A 16,097-nucleotide genomic window follows, 5' to 3' on the forward strand; every position below is an offset into this window, starting at 1 on the left:
CCGCTATTTAACAAGTATTGACCGGGGGAGATCATGGAGGAGAACATTCGCACTTTCCACGAGAAGCTGACCGGGCTGGACAAGATCCAGCTCATCCCGGCGGTGGTGCTCTTCTGCCTCGGAGTGGTATCCATCTTCAGTGCGGGCGCCGGGTTCGAGGGCAAGGGTAGCTCTTTCGCCGCGAGACAGCTTGTATGGGGTATTCTCTCGGTCGGCGCTTTTCTGATCACGGTAAAGATAGGTCACGAGCTCTTTCTTCAGAAGGCGTACCTTCTTTACGGGGTATCCATCGCGGTGCTGCTGGTCATGATGGTCGTCGGGCTGAGCGTGAAGGGCTCTCAGCGCTGGATCGACCTCGGCCTCTTTCGCTTTCAGCCAGTGGAGTTCGTGAAGATATCCCTAGTCCTGCTGCTTGGAAAACACCTGTGCAGATACCCTCCAAAGACTTTCCCCTCCTTCCTCGGGGGATTGCTGTTGCCCGGATTGTCGGTGGTACTGGTCCTGCTGCAACCGGACGCGGGCAGTGCGATCGTGTGCTCGGTGATAATCTTTGTCGCGGTAGTCGTGGCCGGCGCACCTGCTCGTTATCCCGCGGGATTGATGCTCTCCTTGCCGATGCTTTTGCCCGTCGCCTGGCGCTTTCTGAAGGATTACCAGAAGGCCAGGATCCTCGTATTCCTGGACCCGTGGAGCGATCCGCTGGGCGCGGGGTACAACGCCATCCAGTCGCGCATCGCCGTCGGATCCGGAGGCCTGTTCGGCGCCGGGTTCATGGGAGGGGCGCAGAGCAAGCTGCGCTTCCTTCCGGAGCCTCACACCGACTTCATATTCGGCGTCTTCTCAGAGGAGTTCGGCTTCGTCGGTGCATTGATCCTGCTTCTGCTCTTCGGCCTGATCTTCTGGCGGCTGGTGGACGCGGGGCTTCGTACCAAGGACCTGCGCGCCAAGGTGATGATCGCGGGCATCTCCGCCTGGCTCTGGTTTCAAGTGGTGCAGAGCGTGGGGATGAGCATGGGGCTGCTGCCGATCACCGGCCTGCCCCTGCCCTTTGTAAGTTACGGAGGCAGCTCCCTTCTCTCGTTCTCCATGGCGCTTGGCCTTGCCCAGAGCGTTTACATATCAACCTTAAAACAATATAAATAATTATGTGCATATAACTGAAAAAAGACAGGAGGTGTCGGCTGCGCATGAGCTTCCCGATTGAGCGCAAAGGTTTCGGACCGCGCCCGGAAGCCTGCCGGGCTTTCGACCTGGAGTACGACGACGAAATGTGGCCGCTCCTCGCCGATATAAAACGCTCTTCCCGGTATGCGGGGTGCGAATACGGACAGATCCCCGCGAAAGACGGCGAAGCGGTCCGCTTTTGTCTCGCCTTCCCGGATGTCTACGAGATAGGCATGAGCTATCTCGGCTTCCAGATCCTCTACTACCTGTTGAAAGGCCTTGAGCATTCAGACGCGGACAGGGTCTACTGTCCCTGGACCGACCTAGAGGAAAAGATCAGACTCTCCGGAGGCACTCTCGCCTCGATCGAGGGTGGCGTACCGTTGAACCGCTTCGACGTGGTGGGATTCACCCTTCAGTACGAGCTGAGCTACAGCAATATACTCACGATGCTCGACCTCGGGCGCATACCGATCCTGTCGGCCGACAGGGGAGACGACGACCCGTTGGTCGCAGCCGGTGGAGTCGGGGCGTTCGCCCCCGAGCCGCTGGCGCCCTTCATCGACTTCTTCTGCGTAGGAGACGGAGAGGTGCTGTTGCCTAAGGTGACAGACGTCCTGTTCAAGGCCAGGGGGCGCTCGCGGGAGTATAAGCTAGCCTCTCTCGCCGGGATCGGGGGGATCTACGTCCCCTCCCTTGTGGAGTGTGAGTACGGCCCTGGCGGAGTCTCATTCCGCCCGCGGCGAGGCGGCGGCCTGTCCCTTCCCGTCCGTCGCGCCTCGGTCGAGTCCATGGACGAAGCCTTCCTGCCGGAGATGCTCCTGGTGCCGTCAGCCGGGATAGTCCACGACAGGGTAACGGTCGAGATCTTTCGCGGATGCGCCAGGGGATGCAGGTTCTGCCAGGCGGGCATGGTCGGTAGACCCGTGAGAGAGCGCTCCCCCGGGCCGCTAGCCGACAGGATCGTCTCTCTTGTCGACAGGACCGGGTGGGAGGAGGTCGGCCTTCTGTCGTTGGCGTCATGCGACTATTCGGGCATAGAGGAGCTTGTCGAACGCCTGTCGCCGGAGCTGGAGTCGCGCAACGTCAAGCTCGGCCTGCCCAGCCTGCGGATGGACGCCTTCTCGGTGAATTTGGCCGCCGGTATGGGCGGGATGCGCAGGGGGGGCATAACCTTCGCGCCCGAGGCGGGAACCCAGCGCCTGCGCGACGTGATCAACAAGGGGGTCACGGAGGAGGACTTCGAGTCGGCCCTGCGCACTGCCTTCAGCCGCGGCTGGGACAGGGTGAAGCTCTACTTCATGATGGGCCTGCCCACGGAGATCTACGATGACCTGGACGGAATAGTCCGCCTCTCGCGGCTGGCATACTCCATCGGGCGCGAGTATAAAAAAAGAACACAGGTGGCCGTCTCATTGGCCGGATTCGTCCCCAAGCCGCACACTCCCTTCCAGTGGGAGGAGCAGCTCCCCGTCGAGGAGCTGCGAGAGAGAGGCAGGCACGTCAAGAATAGCCTCTCCGAGGGGAGGAGAAGGATAACCCTGAAGTATCACGAACCGGAGCAGACCTTCCTGGAGGGAGTCTTTGCCCGTGGGGACAGGCGGCTCGCCCCGGTGCTGCTTGAGGCTTGGAGGGCGGGCGCGCGTTTCGACGGATGGAGCGAGAGCTTCTCCCTCCCCACGTGGATGGAGGCCTTTGACCAGGCCGGTGTCGACCCGTACTGGTACGTCTCGCGCGACAGGCCCGAGGACGAGGGGCTGCCGTGGGATCACATACACGCGGGGGTGGACAGGGACTTCCTGTGGAGAGAGCGCCTCCGCTCACGACAGGGGATTCTTTCCCCGGACTGCCGCGTCGACGGCGAATGTTCGTACGCCGGTGAGAACTGCCAATTCTGCGGAGCGTGCTTCCGTCCCGCCGGAGCGAGCGATGGCTAGGCTTCGCCTGACATACGCCAAGAGGGGCAGGGCATGCTTCATACCTCATATCGCGATTCCGAGCGTATTCTCCAGGAGCGGACGAAGGGCCGGGGTCGAGTTCGAGCTCTCAGAGGGCTTCTCGCCTCGTCCGAGGATAAGCCTCGGGCCGGAGCTCCCCGTGGGAGTGCCTGCTCTCTGCGAACCGCTCGAGGTCCGGGTCAGGGCATTCTCGGACTATCTGATGCGCTCCTGGGACGATGCCCTGCCCCCCGGTTTCTTCTTCACCGGGTACCGATTCGTCCCCGAGAAGGACAGGGACGAGGCAAGGGCGCTGAGCAAACTGTGCGAGGCGTCGTCCTACATCCTGGGCCTCAGGGGGCCCGACCGCACCCCTCTCGCCGCGGCCCTGGAGGAAATGATGGAGGAGGGCGTCGTTCTGAACTTCCATGAGGCGGGGCGGGGGCTCTGCCGCTGCATCGTGGAGAGGCCGTCCGAGAGAGGCCCCGGGCTTCTCGTGAAGGAACTGCGGATAAGAGGTATCATAGAGGGGTGGCCTGAAATTTTCATTTTTCGCGAAGCTGTGGGAAGGCTGAGGGCCGGCAGTGTAACGCCGCTTACGCCCTCTGTCTTCTCTGTTGATTTTCTTCAAAGGGGGGGTCCGTTTGCTGAACAACTCTGATTCAAGGGAAGAACAACCGGAGGAGCAGGCATTTAAAGGCCGGCGCACGGCCGGGGCTTGCTCCCGACGGCCGCCGGAGCCGTGCGACGCCGATATAAAGATAATAGCCAATTGCATAGACCCCGAGGAGACGAGGGTCGCCATCGTCGAGGAAGGTAAACTCGCGGACCTCTTCGTCGAGCGCATGTGGGAGCGCCAGAGGACGGGGGAGATATACAAGGCCCGCGTCGAGAGCGTGCTTCCGGGAATCCACGCCGCCTTCGTCAACCTGGGGGACGGCAGGAACGCCTTCCTCTACCTGAACGACGCCAAGGGGCTGGACCTGAAGCCCAACAACGAGCTTCTCGTCCAGGTCACCAAGACGGCCAGGAAGAACAAGGGCGCGAGGGTGACCTCCCGGATCTCCCTTCCGGGCAGGTACATAGTGCTTGTGCCGGGCGGCAACGAGTCGGGCGTCTCCAAGAGGATAGTCGAAGAGGGGGAGAGAAAGCGCCTGAAGGCGATAGCCAGGGAGCTGAGGGGGGACTTCGGGATCATCGTCCGCACCGCCGCGGAGGGGGTAGACGCCGAGTCCCTGGCGCACGACGTCGAGGTTCAGCTTGCCCTGTGGCGCGAGATCGAGCACGCCGGCGGGACGCAGAACGCCCCGTGCCTCCTGTTCAAGGACCTGGGGCTGCTCGGAAGGATACTCCGCGACGAGCTGAACGAGCAAGTCTCGGAGATCATAGTGGACGGCGAGGAGGAATACGAGAACGTCCGGAGCTATCTGCCCGGGCTGTGCGGCGGGGATCCACCGGACCTGTCGCTCTACAGGGGAGCCGTCCCCCTGTTCGAGTACTACGGGGTAGAGAAGGAGATAGAAGCCTCACTCGAGCGGAAGGTATGGCTCGACTCCGGGGCTTACCTGGTGATAGACCACACGGAGGCCCTGACTGTCATAGACGTGAACACGGGGAAGTACGTGGGCAAAACCGACCTTCGCCACACGGTGCTGGACGCCAACTTGGAGGCTGCGTCGGAGATAGCCAGGCAGCTCCGGCTTAGGGCGATCGGGGGCATCGTGGTGATCGACTTCATCGACATGGATTTCGAGGAGGATCGGTCACGCCTGCTGAGAAGGCTCGAGGAGGTCTTCCAGGCCGACAGGTATCGAGCCAGGGTCTTCGGTGTCTCGCAGCTCGGCCTCGTAGAGATAACGAGAAAGCGTGCCAGGCCGGACATACGCTCCACTCTCACCCGAAGCTGTCCCGAGTGCGGGGGGGTGGGATGGGTCTTCCGCGAGGACACCATCGCGATGACCATAAAGCGTTTTCTGAGAAAGGTCTCGATCGCCAACAGATCCGAGGCCATCCTGCTGGAGACCAATGCCACCGTCGCCAGGCACGTGTTCGAGACCTACCTCCCCATGTGGGAGAACGAGCTGGGGCTCAGGCTCTTCATAGCCGCCGTGCCGGAATACCCCTGGAGCAAGTTCAGACTGGACTGCCAGGGTGCTCTGTCGAGGGTGGAACGCCGCATTGAGCTGATGGAGACGCGGGAGGCTCGTATCGTTGTTTATAGAACGTCTTCGACTTAAGGGCTTCAAGAGTTTCGGCCGTGCCGCCGACCTGCCTCTCTCCCCCGGTTTTACCGCGATAGTCGGCCCCAACGGGAGCGGCAAGAGCAACCTGCTCGACGCCCTTCGGTGGGTGCTGGGCGAGGGAGCACCGCAACGCCTGCGCGTGGTCAGACAGGGGGATCTGCTATTCGCCGGCAGCGCCTCCGTCCCCGCGGCTGCGCGCACCGAGGTCTCGGTGACTTTGAGCTCGCACGGGTCGTCGCGCGTGGAGGGCTCGCCGCCGGACTGCCTGATCAGGAGAAGCTACTCGCAGGAGACGGGGACGGTCCTCACGGTGGACGGCACGCGAGTCCGCCTCTCCGACCTGGACGAGGTGAAGCGCAGATGGCGGCTGGAGGGCGACAGGTTCGCCTTCATAGGACAGGGGGAGGTCGCCGAGGCCGTCCACCAGCGCCCGGCCGAGAGAAGGTCTCACCTTGAGGTCCTGTTCGGCATTGACCTCTTCCGCAAAAAGAGGGACGAGACCTTCGCAAAGCTCGCGTCGGCGTCCGAGTCCGCCCTTCACCTGTCCGCCCTGGCCGCGGAGCTCGAGGCCCGCAGGCGGGAGATAGCGCCTTCGGTCGAAAAGGCGCGCGCGGCGAGGGGCGTCATGGACCAGCTGGAGGAGGGGAGGCGGACCCACTACTTCTGGAGACGCCGCCTGCTGGAGGAGACCCGCGCCTCCCTGGAGGAGGAGCTGAGCGGCCTGCTGGGGCGAGAGGAGCTTCTAGTCTTCTGGGAGAGGCTGTGGGCCGAGGCCAGGGCGCAGGTCGCGCGGAGAATGGAGGAGGGGCAGGGGTGCCTTCGGAGTCTGGCCGGGTGCCGGAACGAGCTCCGGGCGCGCCGCGAGGCCCTGGGGAGGGGCTGCTTCGCCTCGGCCGCGGCGATCAAGGAGCTTCTCGCCAGGCGCAGGTCTCTTGCCGAGGAGCTGAGGCAGGAGTCGTCCCGGGTCTCGGTGCTGGAGTCGGAGAGAAAGGAGCTTCGCGCCAGGGAGAGAGACCTCTCCGGCAGGGCAGCCGCCCTGGGAGAGGAGAGGGAGAGAATCGTCGAAGCTCTTGTTGAAAAGCGCAGGGCGATGGAGGAGGAGGCGGAGCGCAGGGAGAGTGCCGCCGCCTCGGCTGCATCCCTGTCGGGGGAGCTGGAGGCGCTGAGATCGAGGATCATGGCCGGGAGGTCCTTCCTGTCGGCATCCGAGGCCGACATCGAGGAAGCGGACCTTGCCGCCGAATCCGCCCGAAAGGCCCTGGAATCCACCAACGAACGATTACGGCTGCTGGAAAAAAGAGCTCCCGGGCTGGTAGAGGCCCACAACGACATCCTCGCCCGGTGCAGGGCGACGGGCGGCGCTCTTCAATCATCACGCAGGGAGTCGTCGGCCCTCGAGAGGCGCCTGGAGGATCTCCGCGTGGAAGAGGACTCTTTCTACCCCGCTCCCGTCCGCTTCCTGTCGGCGGCGACGAAGCTCGGAAGGCTCCCCGTGAGCATGAGCATCGCCGCGGAGGCCTTCTCCTGCCCGCCTAAGATCGCCCCCGCTCTGGAGGCCTACCTGGGAGGACGGCAGTTCTGGATTCTTGTCGAGACGCTGGAGGAGGCGGGAAGGTGCATAGACATGCTAAAGGAGCGCAACGCGGGCAGGGCGACCTTCCTCCCGCTGGAGCGCAGCCGCCCGAGATCCCCGGCGCGTCGATTCGCCCTGCCCGAGAGAGGCGTCGTCGGCTGGGCCGCTGACCTGGTCACCGCCGACCCTCGCTGGTCGCCCGCGGTCATGCACCTGCTCGGCGACCTGTTCATAGTCGAGGAGTACAGTGACGGAGCGATCATGGTGAAACAGGGCGCGACTTTCCCCATAGCCACCCTGGAGGGAGAGGTCTTCTCCCCCGGCGGTTCGGTGAGCGGGGGCCGCTCCCGCGCTGCCGCGGGCGCGATAGAGAGAAGGAATCGCATCGCGGCGGCGGAGGAGAGCCTGAACGTGCTGAGGAGCAGGATCGAAGAGCTGTCGCTCGCCCTCGAGAAGGAGGAGGCCCTGGAGCGCATTCGTGCCGGCGAGAGGGACGAAAGCTCCCGGGCCATCCGGGATGCCGGGAAGGGGGCCGAGGAGCACCAAGCGAAACTGGACGCGGAGCTCGCGAGGAGGGGGCGGCTGCTCGAATCGAGGCGGGCCGGCGAGGAGGAGCTTCTCGAGTGGGAGAGGCTTGCCTCGGAGCTGGAGGCCCGTATCGACGCACTGTCGCCTGTGCCGGAGGAGGAGTCCGAGGATGACGACCTGGCGACTCTTCCGAAGGAGCTGGCCAGGATGGAGTCGGAGGGCGCCCTGCTGGCCGAGCGCCTGTCGAGCGTCCGGGCCCTGTGCGAGCGAAGCGACGAGGAGATCGGTCGCGCCATGGAGCGTAGGTCGGCCCTCGTAGAGGAAGAGGGAGCCTCGTTGGCTCGAGAGAAGGAGGAGCGAGAGAAACTGTCTCGCAGGGGAAAAGAGCAGCATGCTCTCTTCATCGAGCTCGGGGAGATCGACGCCGAGATGGCTCGTACATCGGAACTGGGACGCTCCCTGGCAGCCCGCGCGGAGGCTGTATCGACGAGGGCCGTCAAATCGGCGGAGAGGGCGGCCTCCTTCAAGGTTCGATCGGAGGCCGTCGAACGCAGGATCGGCGAGGTTGCCTCGGACCTCTCCGCCCTTATCGATGCCAACGAGGAGTCCTTCACCTACGACCCCTCCCGCGCGCCGAGGGGAGAGGAGGGGCAGGCGATAGCCTCCTCCGTCAAGAGGCTTGAAAGGGAGCTCGCCTCGCTCGGCCCGATCGACTGGGGAGCTCTTTCGGAGGGAGATGCGCTCGACGGCCGCGTCTCATACCTCAACGAGCAGATAGCGGATGTCAGAGCGGCGATAGGGGAGCTCAAGGGGATAATAGACGAGACGGACCGGTATGTCGCCACGGTCTTCTCGGAGGCCTTGGGCAGCATCAACATCCGCTTCGACTCCCTCTTTCGCAGGCTCTTCGGAGGCGGAGAGGCCAGACTTCAGCTGTCGGCGCCCAGGGGCGCTCGCGAGGATGACGAGGAATCGCAGGAGGCCGTAAGCGCGGAGTGGGACAGGGGAGTGGAGATAGTCGCCCGTCCCCCGGGAAAGCACCTTCAGTACCTGGCGCAGCTCTCGGGGGGGGAGCAGACCCTGACGGCGATCGCCTACCTGTTCGCGGCGATGGAGGCTGCGGGAGTTCCCCTCGCGGTTCTGGACGAGGTGGACGCGGCGCTCGACGAGTCCAACCTTCTGCGCTTCGGGGAGCTCGCGCGGGAGTACGCCCGTCCCGGAGGGATGCAGCTGGTGGCAATGACCCACAGGAGGGCGACAATGGAGAGGGCCGACATACTCTACGGGGTGACCCTTGACGAGCCCGGCCTCTCCAAGGTCGTCGGGATAAAGATAGACGACTGGGTGGAGCCCAAGGGGGGCGCCTTGAAGGCCGAACCCTCGGCGGGGAGGAGATCCTGATGAAAGACGACGGCACAGTGAGCCACGTATCCCGCGACTCTCTGACCCTGGGCGACCTGTCCCTCGACCAGCCCGAGGACGGTCCCAGGGTAAACGCGGACACCATACTGCTGGCCTCCTACGTTCGCGACACCTTCTCCGGGGCGAGAGGCGGCAGGGACGTGCTGGACATGGGGTGCGCCACCGGAGCCATCGCTCTCATCCTCGCTCGCCGCTTTCCGGAGCTACGGTCCATCAAGGGGATGGACATACAGGGAGGACTTGTCGCTCTTGCGAGGGAGAACGCGCGCAGGAACCGCCTCGAGGACAGGGTCTCGTTCATCGAGGGCGACCTTCGCGACATCAGGGGGCTCCTCCCGGCCCAGTCCTTCGACGTCGTCGTCTCGAACCCTCCTTACGAGTCCCCCGGAAGCGGACGCCTCAGCGCCTCCCGGTCGGACATGGTCGCCAGGCAGGAGGTGTCGTGCACCCTGGACGAACTGGCCTCCTCCTGCCGCTACCTGCTGCGTAACCGCGGAAGGCTCTACCTCGTCTTCAAGGCCGATAGGCTGAGCGAGCTGCTGGCGACCCTCTCGCGCCGGGGCCTGGAGCCGAAGCGCGCCAGGATGGTGCACCCTCTCAGGGGGCGCAAGGCGTCGGTCGTGCTGGTGGAGTCGCTCAGGGGCGGCAGGCCCGGCATGATAATCGAGCCCCCCCTATTCGTGCACGAGGAAGACGGCGGATACACGGAGGAGTTCCTCAGCGCCTACAGGGAGGACGGCCTCTCTTGCTCTACATAGTCCCCACGCCGGTGGGCAACCTGGAGGACATGACGGCGAGGGGTGCGCGAGTGCTGTCTGAGGTCGACTTCATCGCCTGCGAGGACACGAGGACCTCCCTCAAGCTGCTGCGAAGCATGGGCATCTCCAAGCAGCTGGTGGCGTACCATTCCTTCAACGAGAGGGGCAGGGCCGAGTCGATCCTGGAAAGGCTGTCGAGAGGCGAGAGCTGCGCCCTTATCTCCGACGCCGGCACCCCCGGAATCTCGGACCCCGGCTACGAGCTGATCCGCAGGTGCATCGAGGCCGGGATCGAGATCACGGCGCTCCCCGGCCCGACGGCCTTTGTACCAGCTCTCGTCCTGTCGGGCCTGCCCCCCTACCCCTTCCTCTTCCACGGCTTTCTTCCAGACGGCAGGGGGGACCGGGAGAGGGCGATACAGTCAGTCGCGGGGCTCCCGTGGACGCTGATCTTCTACGTCTCGCCCCACAAGGCCGGGAAGCACATCCTCCACCTTGCGGAAATCCTGGGCGACCGAAGGGCCGCTCTTGTACGCGAGATCAGCAAGGTCTACGAGGAGGCGAGGCGGGGGACCCTGTCCGCACTGGCCGAGTCAGTCTCGGGCGGGGTCAGGGGAGAGCTGGTCCTTGTCGTCGAGGGCGCCTCCGGGGACCGGGGCGACACTGAGGGCGACTGGATGGAGAGGGCGCGCGAGCTCGCCGAAAGCGGCCTGTCGTCCAGGGAGGTTGTAAAAACCCTCTCAAGGGAGTATTCTGTATCGAAAAACGAGGTAAAATCCTTTCTCTACCGGGAGTGCGGCAAGGAAGGGCAGGAGTAGAGCCTGCAGCCCTCTCGCCGATCGCGGCGCGGTTCGCCGGAGCGAGGACCAATATCAAGGAGGTATTGCATCAGATGAACGAGCGGAAAAGCTACTACCTCACGACCCCGATATACTACGTGAACGACATCCCCCACATAGGGCACGCCTACACAACCATCGCCGCGGACGCGATGTGCAGATACAAGAGGATGAGGGGTTACGACGTTTTCTTCCTCACCGGAACGGACGAGCACGGACAGAAGATACAGCAGAGCGCGACCGAGAAGGGGCTGACCGCGAAGGAGCTCGCGGACCGGACCGTGCTTAACTTCCAGGAACTGTGGAAGGTGCTGGACATCGCGAACGACGACTTCATCAGGACGACCGAGGATCGTCACCACAGGACGGTGCAGGCCTTCTTCAAGCAGCTGATGGACCAGGGAGACATCTACAAGGGCAAGTACGAGGGGTGGTACTGCGTCCCCTGCGAGACCTATGTCCCCGAGAGCGGCATAGGGGAGGAGAAGATCTGCCCCGATTGCAAGCGCCCCCTTCAGATGATGGAGGAGGAGAGCTACTTCTTCAAGGCCTCGAAGTACACGGATCAGCTGCTGGACTATTACAGGAAGAACCTTAAGGGCGTCATGCCGAAGAGCCGCTACAACGAGATAGTCAGCTTCATCGAGGGAGGTGTGCGCGACCAGTCCATCTCCAGGACCACCCTGAAATGGGGGATCCCCGTGCCCGGCGACGACGCTCACGTGGTCTACGTATGGTTCGACGCCCTGATAAACTACGCCACGGCCTGCGGCTACCTAGATGACCGGGAGAAGTTCGCCAAGTTCTGGCCCGAGGCGCGCCACCTCGTCGGCAAGGACATAATCCGCTTCCACTGCGTGATATGGCCCATCATGCTGCTTGCCCTCGGTGTCACCCCACCCGTATCGGTCTTCGCCCACGGCTGGTGGACGGTCGAGGGGGAGAAGATGTCCAAGTCCAGGGGCAACGTCGTGGACCCGTTCGACATGGCCGAACGCTACGGGGCGGACCCGTTCCGCTACTTCCTTCTGAGGGAGGTGCCGTTCGGCTTGGACGGGGACTTCTCCGAGGCCGCGCTGGTCGGGCGCATAAACTCCGACCTCGCCAACGACCTCGGCAATCTGCTCAACCGGACCCTGCAGATGGTCGACAACTTCTTCGACGGCAAACTGCCTGCGGCAGGAGAGGGAGGGGCGCTCGAACGCCAGGTCGCCGACCTCGCCGCCGAGACCCTGGCCGTGGTGGACGCCAAGATAGACGACTTCGCCTTTGACGAGGCGCTCAAGGCAATTTGGGCCTTCATCTCCAGGGGCAACAAGTACATAGACGAGACCATGCCCTGGAAGATGGGCAAGGATAAGAGGATGGACGAGCTGGCTGTCGTGTTGAACACCCTGTTCGACGTGCTTCGCCTGACGGCGATGCTGCTGGCGCCCTTCATTCCCGGCACGGCTGCCCGCATGTGGGATCAGCTCGGCCTGGAGGGAGAGCCTGCGGCCCTGCGCTACGACGACGTGAAGTGGAGAGAGAGGCCAGGGGAGATAAATGTCCGCAAGGGCAAGGTTCTCTTCCCGCGCATAGACATCGCCGAGTGGAAGAAGGCGCGGGAGGCGGCGAAAGCGCCGGAGGCCCCGGCGGCCCCCGAGATCGAGCACGAGGAGATAGTGGGCTTCGATGCCTTCAAGGCCATCGAGATGCGAGTGGCCCGGGTAGTCGAGGTAAGCGAGATCAAGAAGTCCAAGAAGCTCTACAAGATGACCGTCGACCTAGGCTACGAGAAACGCACGATAGTCTCGGGCATAAAGGAGTTCTTCACGCCCGAGGAGCTGCTGAACAAGAGGATCATAGTGGTGGTCAACCTGCAGCCCGCCACCCTCATGGGGGAGAGGAGCAACGGAATGCTGCTCGCGGCGGGGGACGGCAAGCAGGCAGCCCTGTCCCTGCTTGTACCGGATCGCGACATACCGCTCGGCACCAGGGTGACCTAGCCGGGGGCCTCCGGGGAATAGATTTTGACGTCACCTGCGGGGAGCCTCCCTCAAGCGGCGGGGGCTCCCCGATTGCCGCACGACGAAGGGAAATGAGAGAGAGGTAGATGGAGATGAATAAGAAAGCGGACTCGCAGATTGTGGTCATCGGACTGGCGGACACCCACTGCCACCTGTTCTCGGACGACTACCCCGACATGCGGGAGGTGATCGACCGGGCCGCCGACGCGGGCGTGACTCGCATGCTGGTGGCGGGCTGCGATATTCGCACCAGCATAGAGTCGGTCGAGCTGGCGGAGAGATACTCCTCGCTCGGTGTCTATGCGGCCGTAGGCGTCCACCCGCACGAGGCGGCCAACGCATCGGGACGGCTGCCGGACGAAATCCGGGAGATGGCGCAGCGTTCGCGCGTCGTCGCGGTCGGAGAGACGGGCCTGGACTACTACTACGACCACTCCCCGCGCGACCAGCAGAGAAGCTGCTTTCGGGATCACATACGATACGCGCTGGAGATCGGAAAGCCGCTGATAATCCACGGAAGGGACTCGTACGACGACCTCCGTTCGATCTTGAGGGAGGAGACGGGCGGTGCGGCGAAGGGCGTGGTGCACTGCTTCTCCGGCACGGGGGAGGACGCCGCCGACCTGCTGGACATGGGCTTCTTCCTCTCCTTCGGTGGCCCTCTGACCTTCAAGAAGAGCGACTCTCTACGCGACCTTTTCAGGACTCTCCCCGAGGATCGCATACTGCTGGAGACGGACTCCCCCTGGCTCGCCCCTCATCCCTTCAGGGGAAAGCGCAACGAGCCGTCCTACGTCCGCCCGGTGTACGAGAGGGCGGCGGAGATCCGCGGCCTGACTCTGGAGGGCCTGGCCGTCTCCATGTCTAACAACGCCGCTCTACTCTTCGGGTGGGGGGATGCGACCGGAGGGGCGCGGTGACGGTTCCGTTCGGCTTCACCCTGGAGGCAGTCTGCCCCGTCACGGGCGCGCGCGCCGGAACGATCGCCACTAGGCACGGGGAGATTCCGACCCCGGTATTCATGCCGGTCGGCACCCAGGCCACTGTCAAGGCGATGGCTCCCTTCGAGCTGGAGGAGATCGGAGCGAGGATCGTGCTCGGCAACACCTACCACCTGTACCTTCGCCCCGGCGGGGAGCTGGTCCGCGACGCGGGTGGGCTTCACTCCTTCATGAGCTGGCGGCGACCGATCCTGACGGACAGCGGCGGCTTCCAGGTCTTCTCCCTGGCCAGGCTGGGTAGGATAAGCGACGAGGGAGTGGCCTGCAGATCGCACATCGACGGATCGGAGCACTTCATGTCGCCCGAGTGGTCGATGGCGATTCAGAGACTGCTCGGTGCCGACATAGCCATGTGCTTCGACCAGTGCGCCCCCTACCCCTGCGCCAGGGAGCAGGCGGAGGAGGCCGAGAGGCGAACAGCGCTGTGGGCCGAGCGCTCGAAGAGTGCTCACGAGATGGGCGACGCCCCGCAGCAGGCCCTGTTCGGCATAGTGCAGGGCTCGGTGTACGAGGACCTTCGCCTGCGCTCCGCGTCGGAGCTGATCCCGATGGACTTCCCCGGCTACGCAGTAGGGGGCCTGTCTGTGGGGGAGCCGACGGAGGAGATGTACCGCATCCTCGACGTGCTGAAGCCGGTACTGCCCGAATCCAAGCCCAGGTACCTGATGGGGGTCGGCAGGCCGGACAACCTCGTCGAGGGAGTCGCCCGCGGCATCGACATGTTCGACTGCGTGCTGCCGACGAGAAACGGCAGAAACGGCACCCTGCTGACCTCCCGCGGACCGATGAACATCAAGGCCAAGCGCTACGAGAGGGACTTCACCCCGATAGACCCGGACTGCGACTGCTACGCCTGCCGCAACTTCACCCGAGCCTACGTCCGCCACCTGTACAGGGCGGGGGAGATACTGGCCATGCGCCTCTGCTCCTGGCATAATCTGCGCTTCCTGGTCAGGCTGGGGGAACGTATGAGGGAGGCCATACTGGACGGCGACTTCCCTCGCCTCGCGGCGGACTTTCTGGCCGGCTACTCCTCGCCGGAGGAGGACAGTTGACCGCCCGCCTGCTCCGGATCGACCCGTGGAACCCGGACCCAGGGGCGATCGAGGAGGCCGCGCGAGTCATACGGGCCGGTGGCCTGGTGGCATTCCCCACCGAGACTGTCTACGGCCTCGGTGCGGACGGCACGTCCTCCAGCGCCGTGGCGGGCATCTTCAGGGCCAAGGGTCGCCCCGCCGACAACCCGCTGATACTTCACTTCGCCTCGCCGTGGCCCGTCTCCGAGGTCGCCGTCGTCACCCCCACGGCCGAGCGGCTGATGGAACTCTTCTGGCCGGGGCCCCTGACACTGGTGCTGCCCTCCCTCGGCGTAGCTCCTCGCGAGGTCTCCGCCGGGCTCGACACGGTGGCCGTGCGGATGCCGTCGCACCCGGTGGCCCTGGCCCTCATCTCGCGGGCGGGCGTCCCGGTGGCCGCGCCGAGCGCCAACACAAGCGGCAGGCCCAGTCCCACCGACGCGGAGGCAGTCGTCTCCGACGTCGGTGCGAGAGTCGACATCGTGCTGGACGGGGGGCCGACCTTCGTCGGAGTGGAGTCCACCGTGCTGGACGTGACGGGCGAAGAGCTGGTCCTGCTCCGCCCCGGCGGCTGTCCTGTCGAGGAGATAGAGGCTAAAGCCGGCCTGAACGTGCTGCTGTCCGGCGGAGACGGACGCAGATCCCCCGGCGTGCGATACCGCCACTATGCTCCCAGGCTTCCGCTGCTGCTGAACCCGACCCGCGAGGAAGTCGAGAGCTCGCTCTCCGAGGCCGGACCAGGCGGCACGGCGCGCATAGCCTGGATAGGGATGCGGGAGCCGGAGGGCAGCCTCGGCGAGGGATTGGTCCAACCGGACATGAGCGTCGTCTTCGACACCCCCGAAAACTACGCCCGCGGCCTCTTCCACGCCCTGAGAACCTTCGAGCGGATGGGCGCAGATATCATCGCCGCCCGCCTCCCGGACTCAGACCGAGGAATATGCCGCGCCATCAGGGACAGGCTGGAGAGGGCCGCCTCGGACGAGTGATCCCCCTCTCGTCCCGAAGAACCGAGCGGAAGGCGGCGATAAACGTGCCGCCTAAGAGATCGACAGTGCGAAGCCTCCGGCACGCAACTGCCGGAAGGCTCGCTTCGCTCCGCCTGTCGCCTGCTTATGTCGTCCCGGTCGAGCGTTCGACTTTGTCATCTCGAGGATCGTGCTGCTTTTGTCCTCCCGAGGATCGTGCTACTTTCGTCATCCCGAGGAGCGTGCGACGAGGGATCTCGAACCTGGCCGCCCCGCCCCCAGTCGAGAGTTCCCCTCCGGTCGTCGGACCGGTGCGGTTTTGTGAATCCTCGCTCGCCCTATTGCAAAAGGCCCGCTCGCTTGCTACAATACCCGCGTGATTAAGTAGCCGGGGTGGCGGAATTGGTAGACGCGCTAGATTCAGGTTCTAGTGGGCGTAACGCCTGTCGGGGTTCGAGTCCCCGCCCCGGCACCATGATAGTCCAGAGACAACCTTCGTGCGAAAGGTCGCACTATGTCTATTGACATAGGCCGACCTTTTTGTTATCTTGACTATTTGTCAGCACTAAATTTCCCCCA

Annotated in this window: 11 protein-coding genes and 1 tRNA gene; all 12 read left to right on the forward strand. The window is 64.3% G+C overall.

The genetic code is table 11. The features are described 5' to 3' along the window. The first annotated feature begins 33 nt into the window (after positions 1-33). The 12 genes from rodA to GX181_07060 all read left to right on the forward strand — a co-directional run bounded on the left by rodA (position 34) and on the right by GX181_07060 (position 15,993). Positions 34-1,143 (forward strand): rod shape-determining protein RodA, encoded by a 1,110-nt coding sequence (rodA, locus tag GX181_07005; GenBank protein ID NLM71690.1) that lies wholly within the window; start codon positions 34-36, stop codon positions 1,141-1,143. Between the two features lie 125 nt (positions 1,144-1,268). Beyond that, positions 1,269-3,101 carry a TIGR03960 family B12-binding radical SAM protein gene (locus GX181_07010; GenBank protein NLM71691.1) on the forward strand — a complete coding sequence of 611 codons (1,833 nt, stop codon included), beginning with the start codon at positions 1,269-1,271 and terminating at the stop codon, positions 3,099-3,101. Then, entirely contained in the window at positions 3,094-3,762 is a 669-nt protein-coding gene (locus GX181_07015; protein ID NLM71692.1) for a DUF2344 domain-containing protein, read from the forward strand. The genes GX181_07010 and GX181_07015 overlap by 8 nt, the downstream gene beginning before the upstream one ends. A 94-nt stretch (positions 3,763-3,856) precedes the next feature. Beyond that, positions 3,857-5,338, forward strand: coding sequence for an Rne/Rng family ribonuclease (locus tag GX181_07020; GenBank protein ID NLM71693.1), 1,482 nt, complete (start codon positions 3,857-3,859; stop codon positions 5,336-5,338). Further along, positions 5,313-8,846: a chromosome segregation protein SMC gene (locus GX181_07025; protein NLM71694.1), complete on the forward strand. Its 3,534-nt coding sequence runs from the start codon at positions 5,313-5,315 to the stop codon at positions 8,844-8,846. Before GX181_07020 ends, GX181_07025 begins: the two co-directional genes overlap by 26 nt. Then, on the forward strand, positions 8,846-9,625 hold the full coding sequence (locus GX181_07030) for a methyltransferase (protein ID NLM71695.1): 780 nt from the start codon (positions 8,846-8,848) through the stop codon (positions 9,623-9,625). Before GX181_07025 ends, GX181_07030 begins: the two co-directional genes overlap by 1 nt. A 29-nt stretch (positions 9,626-9,654) precedes the next feature. Further along, positions 9,655-10,443, forward strand: a complete 789-nt coding sequence (rsmI, locus tag GX181_07035) for a 16S rRNA (cytidine(1402)-2'-O)-methyltransferase (GenBank protein ID NLM71696.1) — start codon at positions 9,655-9,657, stop codon at positions 10,441-10,443. Between the two features lie 74 nt (positions 10,444-10,517). Further along, on the forward strand, positions 10,518-12,452 hold the full coding sequence (gene metG / locus GX181_07040; protein NLM71697.1) for a methionine--tRNA ligase: 1,935 nt from the start codon (positions 10,518-10,520) through the stop codon (positions 12,450-12,452). 113 nt (positions 12,453-12,565) lie between these two features. Continuing rightward, a complete protein-coding gene (locus GX181_07045) occupies positions 12,566-13,393 on the forward strand; it encodes a TatD family hydrolase (protein NLM71698.1) in 828 nt (275 codons plus the stop codon). Beyond that, the gene (gene tgt, locus GX181_07050; protein NLM71699.1) at positions 13,390-14,529 is read left to right on the forward strand and encodes a tRNA guanosine(34) transglycosylase Tgt; all 1,140 of its coding nucleotides are present in this window, start codon (positions 13,390-13,392) and stop codon (positions 14,527-14,529) included. Before GX181_07045 ends, tgt begins: the two co-directional genes overlap by 4 nt. Further along, positions 14,526-15,539 (forward strand): threonylcarbamoyl-AMP synthase, encoded by a 1,014-nt coding sequence (locus tag GX181_07055; protein ID NLM71700.1) that lies wholly within the window; start codon positions 14,526-14,528, stop codon positions 15,537-15,539. The genes tgt and GX181_07055 overlap by 4 nt, the downstream gene beginning before the upstream one ends. 366 nt (positions 15,540-15,905) lie before the next feature. After that, positions 15,906-15,993: transfer RNA gene (locus GX181_07060), tRNA-Leu, on the forward strand. The last annotated feature ends 104 nt before the right edge of the window (positions 15,994-16,097 follow it).

The sequence above is a fragment of the Synergistaceae bacterium genome, assembly GCA_012521675.1.
Taxonomy (GTDB): Bacteria; Synergistota; Synergistia; order Synergistales; family Aminobacteriaceae; genus JAAYLU01.